Origin of the sequence: Thermoanaerobacter brockii subsp. finnii Ako-1 (genome assembly GCF_000175295.2) — a bacterium.
GTDB lineage: Bacteria > Bacillota > Thermoanaerobacteria > Thermoanaerobacterales > Thermoanaerobacteraceae > Thermoanaerobacter > Thermoanaerobacter pseudethanolicus.
This window is the reverse complement of the sequence record NC_014964.1, coordinates 568,336-592,204: the sequence shown is the minus strand read 5'-3', so window position 1 is coordinate 592,204 and position 23,869 is coordinate 568,336. Positions and strand designations below refer to the sequence as shown.

General features: G+C 32.5%; 21 protein-coding genes, 1 tRNA gene, 1 pseudogene and 1 riboswitch. Of the genes and pseudogenes, 3 read left to right on the top strand and 20 right to left on the bottom strand.

The window, feature by feature from the left end; all coding sequences use genetic code 11:
• Window positions 1-74: 74 nt before the first annotated feature.
• Window positions 75-1,199: an ABC transporter ATP-binding protein gene (locus tag THEBR_RS02880; RefSeq protein ID WP_009052770.1), complete on the bottom strand. Its 1,125-nt coding sequence runs from the start codon at window positions 1,197-1,199 to the stop codon at window positions 75-77.
• Window positions 1,200-1,433: 234 nt separating this feature from the next.
• Complete coding sequence (locus THEBR_RS02875) at window positions 1,434-1,889, bottom strand: hypothetical protein (protein ID WP_009052771.1); 456 nt, start codon at window positions 1,887-1,889, stop codon at window positions 1,434-1,436.
• Window positions 1,890-2,029: 140 nt separating this feature from the next.
• Window positions 2,030-2,219: riboswitch (Lysine riboswitch) on the top strand.
• A 123-nt stretch (window positions 2,220-2,342) separates the two neighbouring features.
• On the opposite strand from THEBR_RS02875, the gene lysA reads away from it, so the two are divergent.
• Window positions 2,343-3,680, top strand: coding sequence for a diaminopimelate decarboxylase (lysA, locus tag THEBR_RS02870; RefSeq protein ID WP_003866586.1), 1,338 nt, complete (start codon window positions 2,343-2,345; stop codon window positions 3,678-3,680).
• A 30-nt stretch (window positions 3,681-3,710) separates the two neighbouring features.
• Here the strand turns inward: lysA and THEBR_RS02865 are convergent, their stop codons facing one another.
• The gene (locus THEBR_RS02865; RefSeq protein WP_003866585.1) at window positions 3,711-4,316 is read right to left on the bottom strand and encodes a 50S ribosomal protein L25/general stress protein Ctc; all 606 of its coding nucleotides are present in this window, start codon (window positions 4,314-4,316) and stop codon (window positions 3,711-3,713) included.
• 117 nt (window positions 4,317-4,433) lie between these two features.
• On the opposite strand from THEBR_RS02865, the gene THEBR_RS02860 reads away from it, so the two are divergent.
• A tRNA-Arg gene (locus tag THEBR_RS02860) sits at window positions 4,434-4,509 on the top strand.
• Window positions 4,510-4,519: 10 nt separating this feature from the next.
• Here THEBR_RS02860 and THEBR_RS02855 read toward each other — a convergent pair.
• The 6 genes from THEBR_RS02855 to THEBR_RS02830 form a co-directional block, all read right to left on the bottom strand.
• Window positions 4,520-5,200 (bottom strand): HAD family hydrolase, encoded by a 681-nt coding sequence (locus tag THEBR_RS02855; protein ID WP_009052772.1) that lies wholly within the window; start codon window positions 5,198-5,200, stop codon window positions 4,520-4,522.
• An 86-nt stretch (window positions 5,201-5,286) separates the two neighbouring features.
• Entirely contained in the window at window positions 5,287-5,694 is a 408-nt protein-coding gene (locus tag THEBR_RS02850; RefSeq protein WP_003866583.1) for a nucleotidyltransferase substrate binding protein, read from the bottom strand.
• A complete protein-coding gene (locus tag THEBR_RS02845; protein ID WP_003866582.1) occupies window positions 5,663-6,019 on the bottom strand; it encodes a nucleotidyltransferase domain-containing protein in 357 nt (118 codons plus the stop codon). The genes THEBR_RS02850 and THEBR_RS02845 overlap by 32 nt, the downstream gene beginning before the upstream one ends.
• An 18-nt stretch (window positions 6,020-6,037) precedes the next feature.
• The gene (locus THEBR_RS02840; protein ID WP_012269066.1) at window positions 6,038-6,544 is read right to left on the bottom strand and encodes a hypothetical protein; all 507 of its coding nucleotides are present in this window, start codon (window positions 6,542-6,544) and stop codon (window positions 6,038-6,040) included.
• Window positions 6,545-6,640: 96 nt separating this feature from the next.
• Window positions 6,641-8,395, bottom strand: a complete 1,755-nt coding sequence (locus THEBR_RS02835) for a cell division protein FtsA (RefSeq protein ID WP_012269065.1) — start codon at window positions 8,393-8,395, stop codon at window positions 6,641-6,643.
• A 219-nt stretch (window positions 8,396-8,614) separates the two neighbouring features.
• Complete coding sequence (locus THEBR_RS02830; protein ID WP_003866578.1) at window positions 8,615-9,598, bottom strand: acyl-CoA dehydratase activase; 984 nt, start codon at window positions 9,596-9,598, stop codon at window positions 8,615-8,617.
• Between the two features lie 134 nt (window positions 9,599-9,732).
• On the opposite strand from THEBR_RS02830, the gene THEBR_RS02825 reads away from it, so the two are divergent.
• Window positions 9,733-11,265, top strand: a complete 1,533-nt coding sequence (locus tag THEBR_RS02825) for an ATP-dependent metallopeptidase FtsH/Yme1/Tma family protein (protein ID WP_012269064.1) — start codon at window positions 9,733-9,735, stop codon at window positions 11,263-11,265.
• Window positions 11,266-11,274: 9 nt separating this feature from the next.
• On the opposite strand, the gene THEBR_RS02820 is transcribed toward THEBR_RS02825, so the two are convergent.
• The 11 genes and pseudogenes from THEBR_RS02820 to THEBR_RS02770 form a co-directional block, all read right to left on the bottom strand.
• Window positions 11,275-11,979, bottom strand: coding sequence for a TIGR01906 family membrane protein (locus THEBR_RS02820; protein ID WP_013570788.1), 705 nt, complete (start codon window positions 11,977-11,979; stop codon window positions 11,275-11,277).
• The gene (locus THEBR_RS02815; protein WP_012269062.1) at window positions 11,969-13,465 is read right to left on the bottom strand and encodes a hypothetical protein; all 1,497 of its coding nucleotides are present in this window, start codon (window positions 13,463-13,465) and stop codon (window positions 11,969-11,971) included. Before THEBR_RS02815 ends, THEBR_RS02820 begins: the two co-directional genes overlap by 11 nt.
• Before the next feature lie 11 nt (window positions 13,466-13,476).
• Window positions 13,477-14,427, bottom strand: coding sequence for a hypothetical protein (locus THEBR_RS02810; RefSeq protein WP_012269061.1), 951 nt, complete (start codon window positions 14,425-14,427; stop codon window positions 13,477-13,479).
• A 12-nt stretch (window positions 14,428-14,439) separates the two neighbouring features.
• Window positions 14,440-16,017, bottom strand: coding sequence for a HEAT repeat domain-containing protein (locus THEBR_RS02805; RefSeq protein ID WP_012269060.1), 1,578 nt, complete (start codon window positions 16,015-16,017; stop codon window positions 14,440-14,442).
• Window positions 16,007-17,586 (bottom strand): annotated as a pseudogene (locus THEBR_RS12670) (Hsp70 family protein). Before THEBR_RS12670 ends, THEBR_RS02805 begins: the two are co-directional and overlap by 11 nt.
• 10 nt (window positions 17,587-17,596) lie before the next feature.
• Window positions 17,597-19,447: an MBL fold metallo-hydrolase gene (locus THEBR_RS02795; protein ID WP_012269059.1), complete on the bottom strand. Its 1,851-nt coding sequence runs from the start codon at window positions 19,445-19,447 to the stop codon at window positions 17,597-17,599.
• A gap of 198 nt (window positions 19,448-19,645) precedes the next feature.
• Window positions 19,646-20,038, bottom strand: a complete 393-nt coding sequence (dhaM, locus tag THEBR_RS02790) for a dihydroxyacetone kinase phosphoryl donor subunit DhaM (RefSeq protein ID WP_004400541.1) — start codon at window positions 20,036-20,038, stop codon at window positions 19,646-19,648.
• Window positions 20,039-20,052: 14 nt separating this feature from the next.
• Window positions 20,053-20,691, bottom strand: a complete 639-nt coding sequence (gene dhaL, locus THEBR_RS02785; protein WP_006569500.1) for a dihydroxyacetone kinase subunit DhaL — start codon at window positions 20,689-20,691, stop codon at window positions 20,053-20,055.
• Between the two features lie 18 nt (window positions 20,692-20,709).
• Window positions 20,710-21,708 (bottom strand): dihydroxyacetone kinase subunit DhaK, encoded by a 999-nt coding sequence (gene dhaK / locus THEBR_RS02780; RefSeq protein WP_012269058.1) that lies wholly within the window; start codon window positions 21,706-21,708, stop codon window positions 20,710-20,712.
• Window positions 21,709-21,848: 140 nt separating this feature from the next.
• Window positions 21,849-23,483: a sigma 54-interacting transcriptional regulator gene (locus THEBR_RS02775; RefSeq protein WP_013570787.1), complete on the bottom strand. Its 1,635-nt coding sequence runs from the start codon at window positions 23,481-23,483 to the stop codon at window positions 21,849-21,851.
• Window positions 23,484-23,502: 19 nt separating this feature from the next.
• On the bottom strand, window positions 23,503-23,868 hold the full coding sequence (locus tag THEBR_RS02770) for a DUF1667 domain-containing protein (RefSeq protein ID WP_003866565.1): 366 nt from the start codon (window positions 23,866-23,868) through the stop codon (window positions 23,503-23,505).
• Window position 23,869 lies beyond the last annotated feature (1 nt).

Sequence of the window (23,869 nt, the reverse complement as noted above, 5' to 3'; positions counted from 1 at the left end):
TCGCTACACTTATGCAAAATGCTAACATGTTATATAAAAAGTTTGTCTACAGTCTAAGGCGGAATAACCGCCTTTTAGCTTATTACTCTATTCAAAATTGACATTTCTGTTTCTTTATCAAACATGTGCAATTTATTTATATCAAATCCTATTTTAATTACGTCTCCTGCTTTTGCCCTTGTTCTTGGATCTACTCTTGCTGTCAATGGAACACCATTCACATCCAAATATAGATATGTCTCTGGACCCATCAACTCTGTAACATCTACTTTTGCTTCAACTACAGCCTCTGGATATGCTTCCAAGAACACTTCTTCGTCATGCAAATCTTCTGGCCTTATTCCTAGCACAATTTCTTTTCCAACGTAGCTTGGATCTTTTAATCTCTTTAAAATCCCTTCTGGCACCAAAATGCTGAATCCCTTAAAAGTAGCATATACTTTGCCATTCTTATTTTCTAATCTTGCATCAATAAAGTTCATTTGAGGACTTCCAATAAATCCAGCTACAAACAAATTATTTGGATAATCATAAATAGTCTGAGGTTTATCTACTTGCTGAATAACGCCATCCTTCATAACTACTATTCTTGTACCCATTGTCATAGCTTCTGTTTGGTCGTGGGTAACATATATGAAAGTCGTCTGTAATCTATCGTGTAGTTTAGCCAACTCGGTTCTCATTTGTACTCTCAACTTTGCATCTAAGTTGGACAAAGGTTCATCCATCAAGAATACTTTTGGATTGCGGACAATAGCACGTCCCAATGCAACCCTCTGTCTTTGTCCACCTGACAAAGCTTTTGGTTTCCTGTTTAAATATTCTTCCAATCCTAAAATTCGAGCTGCTTCTTTTACTTTTCTATCAATTTCCGCTCTTGGAACCTTTCTAAGTTTAAGACCAAAAGCCATATTGTCATACACTGTCATATGAGGATAAAGAGCATAGTTTTGGAATACCATTGCGATATCCCTATCTTTTGGTGGCACGTCATTCACAAGTTTGCCATCAATATAAAGTTCCCCACTTGATATTTCCTCAAGTCCTGCTATCATTCTCAATGTTGTAGTTTTACCACAACCGGAAGGTCCAACCAATACTATAAACTCTTTGTCCTGAATTTCCAGATTAAAATCTTTAACTGCGGTAACACCACCTGGATAGACTTTGTAAACATGTTTGAGTACAACATCAGCCATTTTTAGATTCCCCCTATTAGAAAACGTTTGATGCCTTTATTATAATACTATTTCTTCTACTTTACTATCGTCAATAAATATGATATTTAGCACAAATTTTTGTACAATATATCTACAATAGTAGGTATTTTTTTCTTTAACCCTCTTTTTTTTGAATTTTATTTAAAAAATTAAACCACAAGAACACCAATACCCCATCAATAACAATCAAACTCAAAAAAACATATAGTTTCACTATTTTTCCCTCCTCATCCAGGGGGACAATTTAAAAATAGTGATGAGATTTCCTAAGGCCAAAAGTGCTGCCACGTCTATAATTAGACTATATAAATAGTGCCAGTGAAAATACTTTAGTGCCCCTATATGCACTAATAAATATTCCATTATAAAAAATAATGCGGTTGAAATGATCACATCTATAAGGCGCAAAATATTATTTTTAGGATATGTTTGTGCATACAATACCCCTATGCAAAAAGGCGCACCTAAAGTAAAAAATAAACTTGAATCAAAGATCCTAATAACAACATTAGAAAAATCATAAAGATTAAGACCAATTGCAATTTCATCTACAACAAGTTGAAAGCTTAAAGCTAATAGTCCTCCCCATACAGTATATTTTATATACCTCCAATCAACTAACAAAAAGAATATAATCCATGAAACTATGAAAGTTATTATCCATGGCATTTATAAACACCTCTCATTTAGTTTATCCATTTTTTAATTTCTAATAAGAATTTTTCGAAAATCTATTGACAGGTGTTTTCATAAATGATATTATAATAAAAAAATAAAAAAATTGAATAACAATACCTCATCTTCTTGGAAGGTGAGGTAGAGGCGCGGGTTATCAAGAGTAGTATACCAGAGGTATTTAAGGGCCGATGAAGGTATATGAAAGGGATGCTCGCCGAAGCGCGTAAATTCCTTAAAGTTTACGCAGCTGGGCCTATGCCGAATAGGTATAGGACTGTCACTGGAGGTTTCCCGAGCCTTCAGTGAAGAGCTATCTCGCTATAGGGGGAAGGAGGTATTACCATGTCTATGTGCAAACTAGACAGCTGAGGTAATACTTAGCTGTATTTTATTTTGTTATTTAGTTTCATAATTTAAATTATTAAAGTAAATGAGGTTGATAGAATGTTGCATGGGACAATGAAGATAAATTCAAAGGGTCATTTGGAAATAGGTGGTTGCGATACTGTAACTCTTGCAAAAAAGTTTGGTACACCGCTTTATGTAATAGACGAAGAGTTATTGCGGCAAAATTGTAGAGCATTTTATAATGGCTTTAAAAAAGATTATCCAGGAAATGAAGTGATTTATGCCAGCAAAGCTTTCATGACAATGGCAATATGCAAAATAATTGAAGAAGAAAACTTGGGTCTTGATGTCGTTTCTGGTGGAGAACTATATACTGCGTTAAAAGCAGGATTCCCTGCTGAAAAAATATACTTTCACGGCAACAATAAATCAAAAGAAGAACTTATAATGGCATTAGAAAATAATATTGGGAGAATCATTGTAGATAATTGGTATGAACTAAATATGTTAAATGACTTGGCAAAAAAGATGAATAAAGTTCCTAATATTTATATAAGAGTATCTCCTGGTGTAGAAGCTCATACTCACCAATATGTAAAAACAGGACAAATGGATTCAAAATTTGGCTTCCCTCTTTTTAATGGAGACGCAATGAGAGCCATAGAATATGCTTTAACTTTGGAAAATGTAAATCTAGTAGGTCTACATTCTCATATCGGTTCTCAGATTTTTGATGCAGAATCTTATAAAGCTGAAATAGAAATTATGATGAATTTCTTAAAATTAGTAAAAGAATTTTTAGGTTGGGAAGTAGGGGAACTAGATTTAGGTGGAGGTTTTGGAATAGCATATGTAGAAGAGGACGATCCCCAGCCAATCGAACAAATAGCTCAAGAAATAATGCAAGCAGTAAAAGAATACTCCGTTGCTTTAAATATAAAAATGCCAAACATAATTGTAGAGCCAGGTCGTTCTATAATAGGAAATGCCGGAACTACTCTTTACACAGTAGGAGCAATTAAAGACATACCAGGTGTCAGAAAATACGTAGCGGTAGATGGAGGAATGTCTGATAATATACGTACCGCTTTATATGGAGCAAAATATGATGCTATTGTAGCTAATAAAGCTAAGAATATAAAATCAGAAAAAGTTTCAATAGCAGGAAAGCTTTGCGAATCAGGTGATATGCTAATTTGGGACATTACTCTACCTAAAATTGAAGAAGGAGATATACTAGCTGTAACCTGTACAGGTGCTTACAATTATTCGATGGCCAGCAATTATAACAGGTTACCTCGTCCTGCTGCAGTACTCGTATCTAATGGTCAGGCTGATATAATTGTTGCGCGAGAAACTTATGAAGACCTAATCCGAAATGATATAATCCCAGAAAGGCTAACCAATGAAAAAAGAAAAATAGCTAATTATTAAAAAAAGAGAGGTATAACCTCTCTTTTTTTATTATTCACTTTCTTTCGCTGTTTCAGTAGCCTCTTCTTCTGCCTCTTCTTCACTTTCTCTAGGTGCCAATACAGAAACTACAATCTCATCGGGGTCATCTACAACTTTTACTCCCTCAGGAACTTGTATATCTTTTACAAAAAGTGTATCTCCAATCTCTAAATTGCTTAAATCCACAACAATTTCTTGAGGAATTTTGTCGGGTAAGCTTTCCACTGTCAACTCCCAAAGTTGATGCTGTACAATTCCACCTCTACTTTCAATAAGGCCTGTTCCCTCAAATTTCAATGGAACAGTAGCTTCAATTTCTTCATACATTGACACTCTTTGGAAATCAACATGAATTATTTTCCCTTTCAAAGTATCTTCTTGAATCTCTTTAATAACCGCATTATGAGTAGAACCATCCACAATCACATTGAGGAGGACATTCCTTCCATGTTTTTGTAGCAACCTTTGAAGCTTGTTATATTCAACTGCCAAAGGAATGCTCTCCGCCATACCCTTGCCATATAAAATAGCAGGAATATAGCCTTGATTTTTCAAACGGCGAGCTGCATTTTTACCAGTATCTCTTTTTATAGCTTCGATACTAACGCTCTGCATCTGTCACTCCTCCTTTTGTTTATTGTTTCCAAATATTATTTTACCACTACGTTTAATAAATATCAAATCCATTTGACAGGTTAGTTTTTTCATAGTAAACTTTTATGTGTAAAGTGTGCGCCTGTAGCTCAGCGGATAGAGCGTTCGGCTCCGGACCGAGAGGTCGCAGGTTCAATTCCTGTCAGGCGCACCATTTATTTTTATTAGTTTTTAACAACATCTTCCGCATTGTTTAATTCATCTATAATTTCTAATAATTCTTCTCCCAAAGAATCTATAATAAAATCAGCTTCTGATAAGTCCTGATTTCCGGAATTAGGATTTTTAAAACCTATCACTTTCATCCCTGCTTTTTTAGCACCATGAACTCCATTGTATGAATCCTCAATTACAACACACTCATGAGGTTTTACTTTTAATTTGTCTGCTGCATATAAAAATATATCTGGGGCTGGTTTGCTATTTTTTACATAGTCTCCAGATACAAGCACCTCAAAACAGTTATCAATTCCCAACTTTTTCACAACTAATTCTATCACATCTATAGGAGAGGAAGAAGCAACAGCTAATCTATACTCTTTCTCAAAAAGCTTTTTTACCGTCTCTGTTATACCTTCTATAGGAATTATTTCGCCTGTTTTCAAGACATGTTCTAAATACCTTTTTCTATCTATTTCTACAAGCTCTTCTACGCTTTGAGAAAGATTAAATTTTTCTTTAACCTTCCTCCACATATAATAAGAAGAAGTCCCCACAAATGTCAAATGTTCGTCTTCACTTATCTCTACTCCTAAACTTTTGAATAATTCCTCTTCTAATTTAATGTGTATTGGCTCACTGTCAATAATTACACCGTCCATGTCAAAAATAACTGCTTTAATCATTTCATCAACTCCTTATAATTTATTAGTTATTTCTTTCTATTTTCAAATAATCCCCTTATAGCAGCATAAATTAAGATAAAGGAATCTTACTTATTTTCTCTCTCAATGATCATTTCCAATTTTCTTTTTAAATCTTCAAGATATTTTAAATGCTTATCCTTTATATTGTTATAAATCTCTAAAGATAATTTTTTATCGTAAATATGTGAAGTTTTATTTCTATCCATTAACATATCTATCCAAGCTTCTCCATCATCTATTAAATGATTTTCATAAGCTGCCCTGATAACACTTCTCGGACTGTTTACTTCAATCCCTTCATAAGCAAGATAATCTTTCATAAGTTTCCACGCTAATTCAAAAGTAAATTCAAATCTTTGTATTATCCCATCAATAATTATCTCATTCTCTATCTCGATATCAAAGGCTTCTTTTAAACGCATAAAAGCATTTTTAAAATCTTCAAATCTCTGAAGTAATCTTTTTTCTATCATATACCTCTACTCCATCCTTCAATATGTTTTCTTTTAATTCCTCTTTCGTAATACTTTTAAAACTTACTACATCAAAGTCAAGAGGAGTATTTAATTCTCTTAAATCAAATTCTAAAAGATTTATCTCTGTATGTGTTACTTCATCTCCAAAAATACAAATATCAATATCCGACGTTTTTTTAAAGTCTCCCCGACCTCTGGAACCAAAAATAACTGCTTTTTCAACACTTGTATATTTTGATATCACCTTTATTATTTCTTTCAATAGTGTGACAGACAATCCTGTTTTCTTACTAATATCTAGAAATTCTAATTCTCCTTTCATATCCCAAACCTCTCAATATTATCTAAAAAGCTTCCTTGGTATATACCTTGCTATCGCTTCCAACATTTTTTCATTTGGCTCAAAAAATAGCAAAGTTTTTACTCCCCCATTTTCAAAAACTGCAAAATATACATCAGGAGAAGACATAGAACTTACCGCTTCAATTCGATTTTTAATAGTTTTTATATCTTGTGTGAATCTGTCACTGTTAACTCTTGCCATGATTTCAAAATCTCTGCAGTCAACGCTTATAACATGTTTCCTTCTTTTTTGGTCAATTATTTTATCTACATCCAATTCACTGTTTGTAAGCGAATACTCAAACTCAATGTTTCTCGACCTTATTAAGTAATGCGCTAAATAGCCAAACAAAAACAAAAAGAAAATTAAGAAATTTTTAACTATTGGTATTAAAGGTATCACGCCAAACACAATAATTAATGTAGCCACCACAACACCAATACTAAATAGAGTATCCTTCGAAGTTTTTTGTTTTTTGACCAATTTTTCAATAAATATATCCATTCTCTTTTCACCTCTCCCTTAATTATATCAGCAATGTCAAAATTCCACAACTTTATAAAGTCTCCACCCTTTTAAAAGTGGAGACTTCACCTACTTTTATATTTCAATTTCAATATTATCTCCTGGCTTTAATATATCTGTATAGGAGGCACGCCTTCCATTAACTTTCATTTCTGGCACCTTGTTATTATCCAGTTTCAAATCTATAAAATTAAATACGTCTACAAAGAGATACTCTTCTTTCCCCTTTAACTCTACTTCTTTCCCATTTACTGTAACAACAAAACTTGTTAAATCTTCTTTTATAACTATCTCATCCCCATTTTTTATAACATAATTTTTGTCCACTTTGGAATCATTTACAAAAATTAATTTCCCCTTTTGCTGCTTTAGTAGTTCACCAGCGGTTATTGTAGCATCTTGCCCTTTTTGACCTTTTACAATTGTTATTTTGTCCCCATCGTTTATATGAGTCTTTAAATTTGCTAATGAACCATTTACATATATTTTGGGAGGTGTTCCTTCTTCACCTTTAATAACAACTTTTTGGCCGTTAAGCTTGATAACTAAATCTTCACCATTTTGCACAATTAAATTTTTAGAGTCATAGTTTATAGCAACTAAAGCATCCATTACCGTGGGATTTTTTATGTTAAAAATCTTTATTGTTTTATTGTCAATAGAAACTTTTATAAAGTCCTTTTTCTTATTTATCATTGCAGAGTAAGCTATTCCTATTGGAGTTATGCTTTCAGGGCCTTTTAACGTCTTCCCTTTGTAATCTAAAATTTCTACTGATTTTATATCTCGCACAGATACTCTATTTATAGGTAAATTCAATATAGAGGCTATTTCTTCAGGCAAATTAGGAAGATTACTACTGCCACCCACTAAAAATACTGCAGAAGGGCTTTTACCATTATATTTTATAATTTCCTCGCATATCTTTTGCGCTAAAACTTTAACTTGTGGCGCTATAATTTCCATTACTTCTTCTTTTGTTATTTTGTGCTCTATATTTAACACGTCTTTAAATTTTATTTCTTTTTTTGTGCTTTTTTTTATTTTTTCGGCAGTATTAAAATCGGTGAGGAAATGGGTAGCAATTGATTCGGTAATTTCATCGCCGGCATAAGGCACCATAGAATATGCTATTATATTTCCTTCTTTTGATATAGCAATGTCAGAAGTACCTGCTCCTATATCTACAAGAGCTATATTCAACATCCGAATTTCAGGTGGAATTGCCACATTTATTGCTGCTATAGGCTCTAAAGTGATATATGAAACTTCCAACCCAGCTTTTTTTACTGCAGCATAGAGTCCCTCTACTACATCGTAAGGAAGAAAAGTAGCTAAAATTTCTACTGCTATTTCACGGCCTTTATGTCCTTTTAAATTGGTAATAGGAAAACTATTTAAGTAATAATTGGATACTGTATAACCGACGGTATGATATCTTGTAACTCCTGATTGAGAAATGATGGAATTTTGTGCAATCTCAAGGGCTTCCAATTCGAGATTGTTTATGTCTTCTACTGTTATTTCGTGCTCTTCATCAATATTTTTTTCCGCTCTCGCAAATTGAGTTTTTAAAGACCTTCCCGCCGCCGCAATACACACTTCCGTCAATTTTATATTTAAAGAATCTTCAAGCCTTCTCTTTATTTTTTCAACAACATTAGCAACTTTATCTATATCATGAACTTGCCCATCAAACATTGCCCTACTTTCATGTTCCATCTGTTCAACAGCAAGCACTTGGAATTTCCCATTATTTTCAATTCCAACTATCCCTACAACTACCCTTGTCCCAATGTCAAGAGCAAAAATAATATCACGGTTATCCATCCTTTAACCTCCGAAATTATTACTTTATAATTTTATTATACAATTTTACATATTATTTCGGAAGAGTTTTTAGTAAGTTTAATATAGATTAACATTTTTAACAGCAGGATTACGTAAAAGGAATTGTAAGGCATGCAGTTGGCGTGGATAATGATTGGAAATGGACATATATAAAAAAATAAGGTTTAAAATTGGGAGGCTTATATTGCCTCCCATTAATTAACTAGCTGTATTTGCATGGACTTTCTTACTAGTACTGTTAGACCACCTGCCACACTTATCTCCCCATCTTGAAATTACCTCATCTCCTTGTATGAATTCTACGACTTCGCATCGATTTGGGCAAGCAGTACACTCAAAACCTACCGCTCTATATTTAAAGTCACTTACTTCAAAGCCTTTAAAGGAAGTATATCCTTTTTCTTTCACTGCTTCTTTTGCCAATATTGCTGCCCCGATGGCTCCCATTACACCGTAATGTTCAGGCACATATACTTTCATTCCTAATGCCTTTTCAAAGGCTGCCTTTATTCCTTTATTAGCAGCAACACCACCTTGAAACACTATTGGCTCTTTTATTTCTTTTCCCTTCCCTACATTATTTAGATAATTTCTAACAAGTGCATCACACAAGCCACTTATTATGTCTGGAAGAGCATATCCCATCTGCTGCTTATGAATCATGTCAGATTCTGCAAAAACACTACATCTACCCGCAATTCTGACAGGACTTTTAGATTGCAAAGCTATGTCTCCAAACTGTTCGATGGGAATATTTAACCGGTATGCTTGCTGGTCAAGAAAAGAACCGGTACCTGCTGCACAGACTGTATTCATTGCAAAATCTACTACTACCCCATCTCTTAAAATTATGATCTTCGAGTCTTGTCCCCCTATTTCAATTACCGTTCTGACATCCTTTATTACATTGGAAGCTGCCACGGCATGAGCAGTAATTTCATTTTTGACAATGTCTGCCCCCACCATTAAGCCAGTCAATTGCCTTGCACTCCCTGTGGTGCCTACTCCTTTAATAACCATATCTCCTATTTTATTTTTTATCTCACGAAGAGCATTTTGAACTGCTTTAATAGGTTGACCCTGTGTCCTTATGTAAACAGAATCTATTACTCTATTATTCTCATCAATTACTGCAATATTAGTACTAACAGAACCTACGTCTATCCCCATGTAACCTTTCATATCTAACCTCCTAAAATCGTTCATTTATTTTACATTTTTACCTTCAAAATCATTTTTTATACTCTTTCAATTAACGAATAAATTGCATTAATAAGCAAAAACTACATTCAGAATAAAAGTGGGGGCGAGAAATTATGAAAAAGAATTTGCATATTATTATTTTGGCGCTTTCTATCTTTATAAATTTACTTTTTATTTACATTTTTATCTCAGAAGTAAAACCAAATCTAAATCTCAACCTTTCTTTTATCTTGACAGCAGCAGTAATTGTTGTAACCTACCTACTATTTAAAAATAAATTTTCGGAGCTCATGCCTGTAAACTACAACAATATCACTGAGACAAAGGAAGATACCAGTCATCGAAAAACCAATATCACTTTTAAGGATGTGGCAGGATTAGATGAAGTAATCGATGAATTAAAAGTTATAATCGACTTTATGACAAATACAGAAAAGTACAACAAAATGGGTGCAAAAATTCCTAAGGGTATATTATTTTACGGACCACCAGGCACAGGAAAAACTCTTTTGGCTACGGCATTAGCTGGTGAAACCAATTCTACTTTTATCAGTGCTTCCGGTTCAGAATTTGTAGAGAAATATGTAGGAGTAGGTGCAAGTCGCATAAGAGCTCTTTTCGCAAAAGCAAAAAAAAGCGCTCCCAGTATTATATTTATAGATGAGATAGATGCTGTGGGAACAAAGAGAAACACTGATAACAATTCAGAAAAAGATCAAACTTTAAATCAACTGTTAGTAGAAATGGATGGTTTTAATAGCAACGAAGGGATTATAGTCATAGGAGCAACTAATAGAATTGACATGTTAGACGAAGCCTTATTAAGGCCTGGAAGATTTGATAGAACCATACACATTGGAGCACCTAATATGAAAGCAAGGTTGGAAATATTAAAGGTACATACTCGCAATAAACCCCTTGACGAAAGTGTATCTTTAAGTGAATTAGCTCGAAAAACTCACGGTATGACAGGGGCACATCTGGCTGCTATGTGCAACGAAGCAGCAATACTGGCTGTAATGAAAAACAAAAGTAAAATTGGAAAGGAAGAGTTTGAAGAAGCATTAGAGCGCGTAATCGCAGGTCTTAAAAAGAAAAATCCTTCTGTATTAGAAAAAGAACGAAATATTGCTGCATACCACGAAGCAGGTCACGCTCTTATTGGAAAAATTTTAAACGTAAATACTATAGAAAAAATTTCAATCGTTCCTCGAGGTGAAGCATTAGGATATGTATTAAACTTTCCAAAAGAAGATGCCTTTTTACTAACAAAAACAGAGTTGAAAAATAAAATAACCATGCTTTTAGGGGGTAGAGCTTCTGAGGAAATAATATTCAATGAAATTTCAACAGGAGCCGAAAATGACTTAAAAGAAGCTACAAAAATTGCTTATCAGATGGTTTGCAATTATGGAATGAGTGAATTGGGAAACAGGGTTATTGACCTTCATATGTTAAAATCCACAGAAATTGTCGATAAAGAAATTGACAAAATTATAAATAGCTGTTATACACTTGCCAAAAAAATATTGCTGGAAAATAAACATAAAGTTATTGCAATAGCCGAAAAGCTTTTAGAAAAAGAATCAATTACAAAAGAAGAATTAGAAACATTATGGGAAGAAGAAAATACCTTATGCGTATGACAAAAAAGCCTATTTAAAAACAGGCTTTTTTGTCATTTTCACTACTCCATATACTATAGCAAGTATAACTATAAAAGTAAAGAAAGTATTTCTGAAAATTACAAACACAGCATCTTGAAAAAATTCTAAAGGAAACATTTGTATAAGTCTATCTGTTTCAACGTTTAATAGCCATAAATCATTGTCAAAAAATACAAGGTGAAAACCAGTAAACCAATTATCAAAATTCAAAGTCACCGCCAGCGCAAAAACCAACAGTAGAATTATTATAAATATTGTACCTTTTAGAAGATAATCAAAGGCTTTATAAAAGGATTTTTCAAAAAGAAAGTATGTAAAAATGAGTATAAAAACTATTATTGATATATTTCTTGTTAAAAAACCCATTTGAAACAAATCTTTTACATCTTTCATATGAGCTAATTCTCTATCATTAAACATTCTCTGCATACTGCCATTAATTTTTGCCATTACATCTAAAGTTTCTTCTTTATCCATTAAATACTTCTGCATTATCTGGGTTACTTTCATAAGTTCATCAATACTCATGCCAGTTACTGACATTACATTATTTTTTTCATATTCCTCTTTATAAAAATTACGGTTAAAAGCCACATATTGCAAACTAGTAAGAAAAACAGCCAAAAACAGTGAAACCACCATGCCGCTAATAAGGAAGGTATGAATAATTTTCCTCACCATTTTAAATAACATCCTTTGCGCCTTTTATTATAGCCTCATAAAAATTTTTTTGGTTTTTTAAATCCTTGTAAAGCTCTATTTTTTTCTTTACTGTATGCATAAAAGATAACTTTCTACTCCGTGAATTATCAAGCTCAATGGAGTTTTTTATATAATGCAAGACTTCTTTTTCAAAATTCTGAGGCACAGGAATAATTCCCATAAGTCTTCTCATTCTCGCTTTTCTATACTCATTTTTCATGTTTCTTGAAATATCTTCAATTAAAGAAATGACATTTTTTATTTCGCCTTTTATCAGAGCCATATCTATAGGTTCTTCTTCTATTTGACCATCCTCGAGTACTACCTCACTGGTATCATTTAACAAGTTTTCGTACTCTGAAAGCGTTTCAATGTCTTCTAATATACCCTCATCTATAATTTCCATAATCTCCAGATCAGAATAATCAATTTCTCCTAATAGTAGATTATACCTATACAATTCAAAATACCAATTTGAAATTACATTATCACAGGTTTTGATATTTTTTTCTATTTCTTTGTAATCTAAAGAATTTTTATTTAATTTACCATAAAAATCTATATACTCCCCAATAAAAGGCTCTTTTTTAAATAAAGTTTCAAATTTATTTTCTGACAAAAACACTACCAATAGTCTATTTATAATTTTTAAAACAGAAAAAGAAATCTCTCTTAGACTTTGAACACTTTTTATTAACTCTACACTTTTTCTAAAATACACGTCTACTTCTTCCCGAGTCATTTCTTTAAAATCCAGTGACTGTAAGTACTCAATTTTTTTAGCAATACGAGGGAAAATTTCGCCGTAGCCTTCTATTAATTTTCCATAAAAATTTTCCTCTATATCTATTACATTTTCCAAAAAAGCTTCATAATTTGAATAATCCTTCTCCAATCCCTTTGTTAAATATTCATAAAAGCGTTTTTTAGACATAGCAAAAGGAATGCTGGATATTATTTCTTTTATCCTTTCTTCTTTTTCCTCTTCAACCTCATTTATAAAATTAATAACATTTTCATAAAATTCTTCCTCATCTATTAATTCCTCAGAAAAGAAATCTCTTGCTCTATCACTTACCACTTCGTTAACATATCTCGATTCTACATAATATCCATACAAAACATCTATAGCATTTTCAAAGTACTCTTTATATTTTCTAATCGTCTTTTCTGTATTTCTTTTCATTTTTTCTTCCATAAGGCTGAAATATTTTGTATTATTTGCTATATTCTTAACAACCTCCAAAATGTTTTGTGTTTCTTTATCTAAATATGCCAAAGCATTTGCCACATTCTTTTTCCTAAATAGTACATGGTATAAGTACACCGTCTCATTAAAAAGCTCCAAAATGCTAATTATTTGTACTATTTCTTTTTGTTTTTTTATTATTCTTTTTAACAACAGAGAAATTTCATTTGGTGTCTTCGGAGTTTTATTGAGTTGTTCCCGCAATTCTCTTACTTCATCTTGTTGCATTGTTACACCTCTCAGTCAATTATCTTTAGCATTCGCGACAGGTCTTCTACTAAAGAATACTCTTGTTCTTCTTTAGTTACAGCTACTTGAGCTACAGTGTTGTCAAACAAAAAATTTGTTTTCTCTTCTATATTACTCAAAATTTCTTTTATTTCAAGCAAAGCATTGTTAAAATCTATCTTTTGCTGTTGGATTTCTACTAGCAATCTATTCACTAAGATTTTTAAATTTTCGGCTTGTCTTTCTTTTGATGAAGCATTTTCAATAATCTTGTTCATTCTTTTTTCAAACTCTAATCCAATTTTTTCTATTCTCTCCTCTAACATTTCTTTTTCCTTTTCTAACTGTGAAATTTTATTTTTATAGTTTAAAATTTCTCCTTCTTGCTCTTTTATTTTTTCAGTAAGCCTTTCTATCTCCATTATATTCTTTTTTTCTTGCAGAATCAATTTTTTCCGTAATTTTTCAATCTCTTTCAATAATTTTTTGTTGATTTTTACTGATTTATCAATAGCCTCTTGCCCCTCAATATTTTTTTCTATTTTTTCTTTTTCCCCTTCAATTACATCTAATAAGTCCTGCAATATTTTTTTATAACTTTCATCTTTTGAAAATAGAAGTGCGGAAAAAATAACTTCTGGCTTATATAAACTCAAAAGCTCTGGTACTTTCTCCTCTATTTTTTCAAGAGTCAAAGGCTGTATCTGCCTTACCAAATCTGCATAAATTTTTTCCCATTCTTTTATAAACATTTCTTCCTCTATATTCCCTTTCAAAATCTCTTCTCTGAGAATTGGAATTATCTTTTTAGGTGGAGAAGCACTTTCTATTAATCGAAAACCGGCCAACTTTTTTTGTAAATTAGTATTTTTTTTGAAAGGTTTTATAAGCACATCATAGGGGAGAGTAGATAAAAAAATATCTATATACTTCTTTTCTGTCACATTTTTAAATTCCAACATATTTTCACCTTCTCACATTCTAATGAGCTTGTCTGTTTTTTTATAGCTCTCTTCAATGATTTTTTGTGCTAAATACCTAATCCTAGCACTATCGCTTTCCATTGCATCCCTAAATATTTTTTCATCAATTATATTTTTCAATCCTTTGGCATTTTTACCTAAAATTTTATAAATCAAATACTGTATTTCTTCCTTTGCAGTGTTTTTTAATTTTTGCATTAATTCTTTTGCTATTTCCTCGTCGAGATTTGTTTCTATTATTTTTAAAGCGTTTACACAAGCATAACCATCATCATTTTTAATAATATACTTTATCCCTTCCGCAATTTGCCTATTTATGTCACTGTTCCTAAGCCCCTTCAATCTTTTAATTTCTTTTATTGCATTTAATAATTCCTCTACAGAAAAACCTGGTTTTACAATATAATAGAATAAATTACTTAGATATTTTATCTCTCCCAACTGAACCAAAGCCGAATAAGCATTAATAGCCAAATAATTATTTTTTAAAATCTGTTTTATCATAGGTTTTGCTTCTAATATTTGTAAATTTGCTAAAGAAGTAATAGCACAAGCCTTTAACTCTAACGATTGATTTTCTTCTTTCAAAATTTCCAACATTACATTTGCACATCTTTCATCTTTCGTATACCCTAACCCAATTACTATATTCATTTTGTTTTCTATGCTAGGATCATAATAAGCCTTAAGTAAATACTCTGTAGCAATACTTGTCCTCATTTTCCCTAATGTTATCGCAGCTTTTTGATTATATTTCTCCTCATATAGCAGCTCTGCAATATTTTCAACGGCCTTTTCCTTTAAATTCGCTATAACATTAGAATATACAATATTCAAGCTGCTATTTTCATTCTCTAAATATCTTTCTATTATCTGCTTTAGTGCTTCATCTCCCAAGCCAGCAAGCTTTGTTAAAATTCTAAAAGCAAAATGTCTTTCTCTACTATTAAATCCATTAAGAGAATTAACCATATTCAATATATAAGGAATGCATTTTTTCTCTCCCAATTCTATAAGAGTTTCTGCTGCTATTTCCTTTAAATTATCATTTTCTAAAAGTGTAATTAATTGCTCATAAGCCCTTATTTCTTTTATTTCTCTAAGCGTTTGAATGACAAGTTTAATTTGTTCTTCCCATTCCCATTCTTGCAAAATAGTGATAAGAGCATCGCGGGCCTCTAAGCTGTTATTTGATATATTTTTGAGAATTCTCACCATTCTTTTAAAAATTTCCTCTTGTCTTAAATCCAAAGCTTTTGCACTATATACTATCATCTCAATTGGATTTTGCCCCTCTGATAAAATATTTCTCCCTAATTCAACAATGTCTTTTTCTAAAGAAGCTAGTGCAGATTGGTGAAGAGTAGATAGCAATTGAATTTTTTCTCCAACAAGTTTTGCATTAGTTTCGCTAATATAATATTTAAATAGTTCTCTTTTAAAGTTTTTATCTTTATCCTTCATCCTTTTTGCTCCCAAATATTCCATTCCATCATCCATCACCTCTTTAGAAACATTTATAAAAAAATCTTTATTCTCCAAAAGCAACTCTTTCCAGTCAATGCTCATAGTTTTCACTCTCCTCGTCAATAGCCACTTGGACTCTTTGCTCCGTAGAAGCTATTACCCATGCGCTCAAAGTCAAAATCCTATTTCTATCAAAACTTATTTTTAGAGAAATAGGCGTGCCGGGTTTTATTAACTTTGAAAAATTTAATTGTACGCTTTTTAAACGCTTCATCTTTGGATCCCATAAATTTTTCCCTGAAAATACATCCAAGCGCATACCCGTAGCATTAGTTACTCTTAAAATCTTGTCATACTCTCTTTCATAAGGTGCTTTTGTACCTTGTGAAACAATCAAAAAAGGTAACCCATTCTTTATATCAATGTATATGTTGGAAGCCAGAACAGGCTCAATTTTGATATTGTTATTTCCTTTATCCAGTTTTTCGCTTAAATAGTGGTAGATTGCTGCTCCCCTCGCCACCGAAAACATAGGGTGTAAACTTATTAAGGCTTTTTTCATAAATAATTTCTCTATGACATTTCGCACAGGCTTATAATTGCTCATACCTCCTGTCAAAAGTACATCATCTATATCTTGAATCATAAGCCCCGCTTTTTCCAAAGTATCTAAAATAGGGTCTACGACATTATATCCCATGTTTCCTTCTTTAACCAATAAAGGTCTTATACACTCCTCATATTCCTTACTAGATATTTTAAACTTGTAAGGTTTCCCTTTTATAAAATTTTCTATAATATTTTCATATATTACTTCTTCCCCACCTGAAATACTAAAAAACTTTCTTGCCTTTTCCATCTCCCAAACCATTCTGTTATATACATGCCTTTTTTCATTTTCATTATCAAATAAATCCCCATTTCCTTTGAATATTTTTCCAAAAGATAAATGCCCCCTATTAAATCAAAATTTATTCCTCCTACCAGAGTATGGGAAGAGATAGCTATTTCTTCTACAATGAAGTCCTTATCCGTCATTTGGACTTCTAATATCGAGACATCACAAGTGCCTCCTCCCAAATCGAATACCAACATTTTTCTCGGTTGTGAAAAGTCTAAATGTCTTTTGTTTTGTGGCAATTTCTTTTCAGTATTTATAAAATCAAGAAGTGCTGCTGTAGGCTCGGAAATAAAATAAGTATTTTGTTCATCAAATCCTGCCATTTTTGCAGCTTTTTTTGTCGCCCGAATTTGGTCGTGATTAAAAGATGCTGGCACAGTTATAACCGCATTTACTATTTCTTCGCCAATTTCCCTCTCCAAACTCTGTTTAGCTTCCTTTAATATTAAAGCTGCCACTTCTTCCGGTGAAAAAAGTTTTTTATCAATTTCCCAAAAATAACCTGGCGTTCCTATATAATTTTTACTGTTATAAATAACTCTTTCTGGTTTCTTAGCTTTCATATACTGTGCTATTTTGCCCACATACTGATTTCCACTTTCATCTACATATAAACAAGAAGGCAATATTTTATCATAAATATATTCATAGTCTTCATTAAACTGTCCAATATCTATGACCCGAGGCAGTAATTCCCCTTCTCGAGATATTTCCAAAATTGATGCAACCGTATTCGTAGTACCCAAATCTATTCCTACATATCTTTTCATAAACTCCCCCCTATTGAAGTTCTATTATTTCTCCTTCTTTTGGTGCAAAAACTTTTATTCCTTCAATTCTTTTTAAAATTGTTTCTATAGTTATTTCACTCTTACTTTCGTATCCCCTGTGAATTACAAAAACAGCAGATGGAGCCATCTTTATAACTGTTTCTAATAGGTCTACTATATTTGCATGATTTAACATTCCAATTTGATAATTTTTTAGACCTGCAATTTCTCTATTATTAGAATCGAGATTCATAATACAGCCCTTTGTAAAATTTTTCATTTCAGTAGCATATACAAAAGATGCACTTCCCTCTTTTAAGTCATTTGAACTGGCGAGAACCACACAATTGCCTAGGGCTATTTCCTTCTTTATAAAATCTTTTCTATCAGTGTATAAAGTATCTTCAGCCACATTTAGTATTCCATTTCCATATATGGGCCCAGCAAAATTTTCGTATAATTTACTAAAATATGCTACATCTCCATCTACATACACATTAAAAGGAATATAGGAAAAAGTTTTTCTAAAAAATAATAATATGTCTTGCCCTTTACCAATAGCATATACAGGCAAAAGTATTCTCTCTTCATCTTTTAATAGTTTTTCTATCGACTTAAGTATCAATTTATCCTGTAAATACTTATTTTGGACACCAAAGTTATTGCCATACCCATAAGTAGCCTCAGTTATTAAAATATCTACTTTTAAATCGGGAAGAAATCTAAGTCCTTTATTGCTTTCCACATCTTTTAATGTAAAATCACCTGTATAAAAAATTTTTATCCCCTCAATCTCAAGATACACAGCTACAGCCCCTAATATATGCCCCGCAGGAAATAACTTAAGTTTTACTTCTTTATTTTTTATTCTAAAACTACTTTCTTCTTCTGTATCAAAACTTATAATCTGACTGTCAAAATTTATAATCTCCTCTTCTATTTTTATCTCTAATCTTGTATGTCCCCGCAAAAATATTTGCTTCAAAATTTCTTTAGTAGGTCTTGACATTATAATCGGAGAGTTTAAACCTTTTCTTAATAATTCCACAATTCCTGCAGAATGGTCTAAATGAGCATGAGTAATAATTACCAAATCAATATCTTTAATATCTATAGGTAAATTTTTTATAGAATTGTAATATAAGGTTTTATCCTTAATCAAAGCTCCCGCATCTAGTAAAATATTTATTCCCTCATAGGATACCAAATAAGAGCTAGCACCAATATTATCCCCTCCCCAACAAAAAAATTTAAAGTTATGGATGGAGTTAAAATTTTTTCTGGTTTTATGGTAATATTCATTGATTAATTTCGAATCTTCTGGAAACAAACGATAAAGTTTAAGATTTTGTTTTTCTTCTTCACTAATAAGGCCATATTTTAATTTTAGCCGCAATATATATAAATCTTGAGGATTTAATTTATAAGCTTTATCTAAGAATTGGTGCCATTTTATCTCACCAATTTCTTCGTATATTTCAGCTATAAGCCCATATATTTTAGGCAGTAACAATTTATCTTCTACTTTTTTCTCCATATAAAGTAATTCTTCCAAAACTTCTAAAATCCTTCTTTTATTTTTAAAAGAAAGTAACAATAAATAAAATTTTATCCATTGGTCTTCCCCACTATAATTCATTAATGCTTCAAAAAGGTTTTTTGTTTTTAAAGATTCTTCTACCAAATCTAAAAGAATCACACTTTTTATAAACAAAGCTAAATTATGTTCATCAATTTCTAATTCGCTTTTTAGCTCAAAAAAATGCTCTTTTGCCTCTTCAGGAATACCTATATAAATTTCAAGTATTATCTGCCACAACAGCAAATATTCATATAATTTTTTGTCCAATTTCTTTACCAAACTTTTTTGCTGAAAAACATACCAATAAGCATTTATATAATCCTCCTTTTCTATAAATTCTTTTAGGTTGTTATCGTATACATCATAAATATTTAAAAATGACGTATTCCATCACCTCCTTATGTTTTTATTTTAATACCTTTTGAGTAAAAATTCTACACAAAAACTAAGTCTGGATTTTGTCCAGACTCAAAAATATTAAAATTTATTAAGTTTTTTTGCTTCTTCTGCCACTAAAAGAACTTTATCAAAATCACTACCTATAGAAGCCTCTACACTAGCTGCAATTGCTCCCTCCACTAAAGGTGCATCAGCAATTTTTACTTTACCTTCATATTCCTCTCCCAGGAGTTCTATCGCCATTTGCGCACTCATTACAGCACTTCCAATATCAACTAAAACTACTACTCCTTCTCCCTCGTCTACTTTTTTAATTTCCTCCATTATCTCTGTAGCATCTGTTCCCAATCTGCCATCTTGTGTCCCGCCAGCTATCCCTATAGGAACTTTTCCACCTGTCATTTGGCTTGCAAGTTCATAAATCCCCTCTACTATTTTTCTTGAGTGAGAGACTAACACTATTCCAACCATTTTTTCCTCCACCATCATGATAAATTGACAACATCAGAAAAAGACTTTATCATCAAATATGCTGATGTTGCCCCTGGATCTAAGTGTCCAATACTTCTTTCTCCTAAGTAACTTGCTCTTCCTTTTCTTGCAGAAATATTCTTAGTGTATTCCATTCCCTCTTTTGCAGCATTAGCTGCTCTATTTAATGCTTCAGGTAATGCAATGTTGTTCTCTAAACTCTCTTTTAAAGCTTTATATGCAGGTTCAATAGAATCTATCATAGTCTTGTCTCCTGCTTCGGCTTTTCCTCTTTGTTTGATGCCATCTAAAGCAGCTTCAAAGATTTTAACTATATCCTCTTCAGAAAGTTCATTTTTACCCTGAACTACTTGTCCAGCCCTCATAAAAGCTGTACCATATAAAGGACCAGAAGCTCCTCCCACCGTAGATACAAGAGTCATGCCTATAGTTTTTAATATTGTCCCTATATCAGTAGTTTCAGGCAATGTGGTCAATTTTTGCTTTACGGCATCAAATCCTCTATCTAAATTTATTCCGTGGTCCGCATCACCAATAGCAGCATCCAACTCTGTAAGGTACTCTTTATTTTCTTTTATAACCTCTACAATTTTGTCCACAATTTTTAGGACATCATTTTTTGTGATAACCATCTTCTACCTCCTAAAAATTTATAATTGTTTGAAAGCAGGTGTATCAGCCTTTGCATCTAACAATGTTTTAAGTTCTTCATCTAATTTTAATAATGTTATAGAAAATCCACTCATTTCAAGAGAGGTCATAAATTCTCCTACGTATGTTTTGTAAACTTTGATCTTCTTACTCTCTAAGATTTCTGCTACTTTCCTGTTCGCAACATAAAGTTCCATTAAAGGAGTTGCACCAAGCCCGTTTATCATAACAGCAACCTCGTCATTTTCTTTATAAGGCAGGTCATTTATTATTTTCTCCATTAAATGTTCTACTATTTCATCTGCAGGTTTTATTTTTTCTCTGTGAGTTCCAGGCTCTCCATGTATTCCTATACCAATCTCCATCTCATCTTCTGCAAGAGTAAAGCTGGGTTTCCCTGCTGCTGGAACAATACAGGGTGTTAGTGCCATTCCCATTGACCTTACATTTGCAATTACTTTCTCAGCTACTCTTTTTACTTCTTGTAAGCTAGCCCCTTCTTGTGCCTTTGCACCAGCAATTTTGTGAACAAAAACAGTTCCAGCAATGCCACGCCTTCCCTGCGTCCAAGTGCTATTTTCTACTGCAACATCATCGTTCACTATCACTTCATCTACTTCTATTCCCTCCATCTGTGCCATTTCTCTAGCCATTTCAAAATTCATTACGTCACCTGTGTAATTTTTAATAATCAATAATACTCCTTTTCCTCCATCCACTGCCTTAATCGCTTCATAAATTTGGTCAGGTGTAGGTGAAGTAAAGACAGCACCAGGGCAAGCCGCATCTAACATTCCATAGCCCACATATCCTGCATGAGCAGGCTCATGGCCACTGCCACCACCACTTACAAGTCCAACTTTTCCTTCTACAGGTGCGTCTTTTCTGACAATTACATCTATGTTGTCAAGCTTTCTCAGGTAAGATGGGTGAGCAGCCAGCAAACCTTCTATCATTTCTTTCACGACATCATTAGGATTATTAATCAACTTTTTCATAATTTACCTCCTCTTAATTTACTTTTGTTAGTTTTTAAATGCAATTTACGTGCCAAATAAATTGTAGCGAACAGGTAATAAAAAAATAGCCTTCAAAGGCTATTTTGGTAAAAAGTATCAACTATTTATTTCTTTTGGTATTATCTATCAACAAGTCCAAATTTCCTTGCTTTTGCAGCAATAGTTTTATGGGTAAGTCCTAAAACTTTTCCTGCTTTATTAAAACTTTTATACCTTTGTAGCGCAGCTTTTATTATTTTGCGCTCATATTCTTCCATTGTAAGTAGCTTGTTGTTTTCTCCAAGATAAATAATATCATCATCTGAGAGAACAGCACTTTCATTTCGAATATAATGAGGTAAGTCCTTATAATCGATGTAATCATTATCACTCAATGTTATACATCTTTCAATTATATTTTCTAATTCTCGTATATTCCCAGGCCAATCATAATATATCAATGCTTGCATAGCTTTTCTAGTAACCTTTTTTACATTTTTATTTAATTTTTTGTTAAGCTTTTCTATAAAATGTTCCACAAGAAGAGGAATATCTTCTCTTCTTTCTCTTAATGGAGGCAAAATCACAGGTATAACGTTTAATCTATAGTATAAATCTTCTCTAAAAGTCCCCTCTTTTATTGCCTTCTCTAAATCTTTATTTGTCGCAGCGATTATCCTCACATCTACTTTTATAGTTTTTATTCCCCCTACTCTTTCAAATTCCTTTTCTTGAATCACTCTCAAAAGCTTTACCTGAATCTCAGGTGGAATATCTCCTATTTCATCAAGAAATATCGTTCCTCCATCTGCTAATTCGAATTTTCCTATCTTTTGAGTTACAGCTCCAGTAAAAGCTCCTCTTTCATGCCCAAAAAGTTCACTCTCCAATAGAGTCACAGGAATAGCCGCACAATTTACCCTTATAAATGGTTTATCCTTTCTCTTACTGGCGTAATGTATCGCATTAGCCACCAGCTCTTTCCCCGTTCCGCTTTCCCCTCTTATGAGGACTGTTGAATCAGTTTCTGCAGCTTTAGAAGCAATAGTAAGAGCGTCTTTTAATTTTCCGCTATTGCCTATTATTATGTCAAAAGCTTTGTCAAGTTTTCTATCTCTTTTCAGCTCATTTTCCAAATATTCTATTTGAGGGAAGTCATAAAATACTATAACCGCCCCTTCTATTTTTGTACCTGTATAAATAGGTGTTATATTTGTTAACACCACATTTGTGCCTATTTTTAGTTTTTTATTCATCTCTTCTTTGCCAGTTTTTAACACATCAGCAATTTTTATATCCGACATCACTTCTTGTATTTTTTTCCCTATAGCCTGGTCCATATTAATCCCTGTAATACTTTCAGCTGCTTTGTTAAAAATCATTATTGCCCCATTTTCATCAGTAACTATAAGTCCTGAGCCAATAGAATTAAATATTTTCTCATAGGCTATTGAGGTATTTTTTAAAAGTTCATAAGTAGTTTTTTCTTCCTTTTCTTTCCCTAACTCGTTGTAAAAAAAGCCTTTAAACTCTTTTATAGCATTGTCCACATTTGCTCCTTCTACCACTACTTCTATTTCTTCTCCCCGAGAAGCAAAAAAAGTCACCATTGATAACATACTATTTGCAGGAATCAACCTATTGTCATTTATCTTCCTTAAAAATATGCTTACATTGTTTTGTCTGCTTATGTGACTAACCTTTTGAACAATATGGGCAGCAATCTGAGAATGGATACTCACAGGAGTTCTTAATATTTCCCTTCTTCCCTCCATTTTATCACCACGCAAAAACTTATTTTACATAGAGGTTTCTTGTAGCAATTATGTCAACCCCCGTACCTAAAATGTTCTTCACCACTACATCTCCTATTTTTACAGGAGCTTTAACCTCTACCTTAGCCAATTCAAGCATTATTTCTTGTATCTTTTCTTTTGGAACAGGCTCTTTTGTCCTAACTGATAAAAGTGGAAGATGCCCCCCTATCGCTCTCACACTTGTAGTAATAGTCCTTTTAGGCATAGTAACTTCATTTTTAGCATATTCTAATCCTCTAGAACAAGAATATCCCTTTACGCTTTTTATCTCCCCTCCTTCCATTTCAACTTGTATCCTGCAGCCCAAGGGGCAAACTATGCATGTAATTTCTTTTAGTTCCATT

Excerpts from the sequence above, each read along its gene's own strand:
- dhaK (WP_012269058.1), bottom strand. The coding sequence starts at position 21,708 with ATGAAAAAGTTGATTAATAATCCTAATGATGTCGTGAAAGAAATGATA.
- THEBR_RS02770 (WP_003866565.1), bottom strand. The coding sequence starts at position 23,868 with ATGGAACTAAAAGAAATTACATGCATAGTTTGCCCCTTGGGCTGCAGG.
- THEBR_RS02775 (WP_013570787.1), bottom strand. The coding sequence starts at position 23,483 with ATGGAGGGAAGAAGGGAAATATTAAGAACTCCTGTGAGTATCCATTCT.
- THEBR_RS02850 (WP_003866583.1), bottom strand. The coding sequence starts at position 5,694 with ATGATAGAAAAAAGATTACTTCAGAGATTTGAAGATTTTAAAAATGCT.
- THEBR_RS02815 (WP_012269062.1), bottom strand. The coding sequence starts at position 13,465 with ATGCAACAAGATGAAGTAAGAGAATTGCGGGAACAACTCAATAAAACT.
- THEBR_RS02840 (WP_012269066.1), bottom strand. The coding sequence starts at position 6,544 with ATGGATATATTTATTGAAAAATTGGTCAAAAAACAAAAAACTTCGAAG.
- THEBR_RS02880 (WP_009052770.1), bottom strand. The coding sequence starts at position 1,199 with ATGGCTGATGTTGTACTCAAACATGTTTACAAAGTCTATCCAGGTGGT.
- THEBR_RS02865 (WP_003866585.1), bottom strand. The coding sequence starts at position 4,316 with ATGCAGAGCGTTAGTATCGAAGCTATAAAAAGAGATACTGGTAAAAAT.
- THEBR_RS02820 (WP_013570788.1), bottom strand. The coding sequence starts at position 11,979 with ATGTTATTTAAAATGGTGAGGAAAATTATTCATACCTTCCTTATTAGC.
- THEBR_RS02810 (WP_012269061.1), bottom strand. The coding sequence starts at position 14,427 with ATGTTGGAATTTAAAAATGTGACAGAAAAGAAGTATATAGATATTTTT.
- THEBR_RS02805 (WP_012269060.1), bottom strand. The coding sequence starts at position 16,017 with ATGAGCATTGACTGGAAAGAGTTGCTTTTGGAGAATAAAGATTTTTTT.
- dhaL (WP_006569500.1), bottom strand. The coding sequence starts at position 20,691 with ATGGTTATCACAAAAAATGATGTCCTAAAAATTGTGGACAAAATTGTA.
- THEBR_RS02855 (WP_009052772.1), bottom strand. The coding sequence starts at position 5,200 with ATGATTAAAGCAGTTATTTTTGACATGGACGGTGTAATTATTGACAGT.
- THEBR_RS02845 (WP_003866582.1), bottom strand. The coding sequence starts at position 6,019 with ATGAAAGGAGAATTAGAATTTCTAGATATTAGTAAGAAAACAGGATTG.
- THEBR_RS02825 (WP_012269064.1), top strand. The coding sequence starts at position 9,733 with ATGAAAAAGAATTTGCATATTATTATTTTGGCGCTTTCTATCTTTATA.
- THEBR_RS02875 (WP_009052771.1), bottom strand. The coding sequence starts at position 1,889 with ATGCCATGGATAATAACTTTCATAGTTTCATGGATTATATTCTTTTTG.
- lysA (WP_003866586.1), top strand. The coding sequence starts at position 2,343 with ATGTTGCATGGGACAATGAAGATAAATTCAAAGGGTCATTTGGAAATA.
- THEBR_RS02835 (WP_012269065.1), bottom strand. The coding sequence starts at position 8,395 with ATGGATAACCGTGATATTATTTTTGCTCTTGACATTGGGACAAGGGTA.
- dhaM (WP_004400541.1), bottom strand. The coding sequence starts at position 20,038 with ATGGTTGGAATAGTGTTAGTCTCTCACTCAAGAAAAATAGTAGAGGGG.
- THEBR_RS02830 (WP_003866578.1), bottom strand. The coding sequence starts at position 9,598 with ATGAAAGGTTACATGGGGATAGACGTAGGTTCTGTTAGTACTAATATT.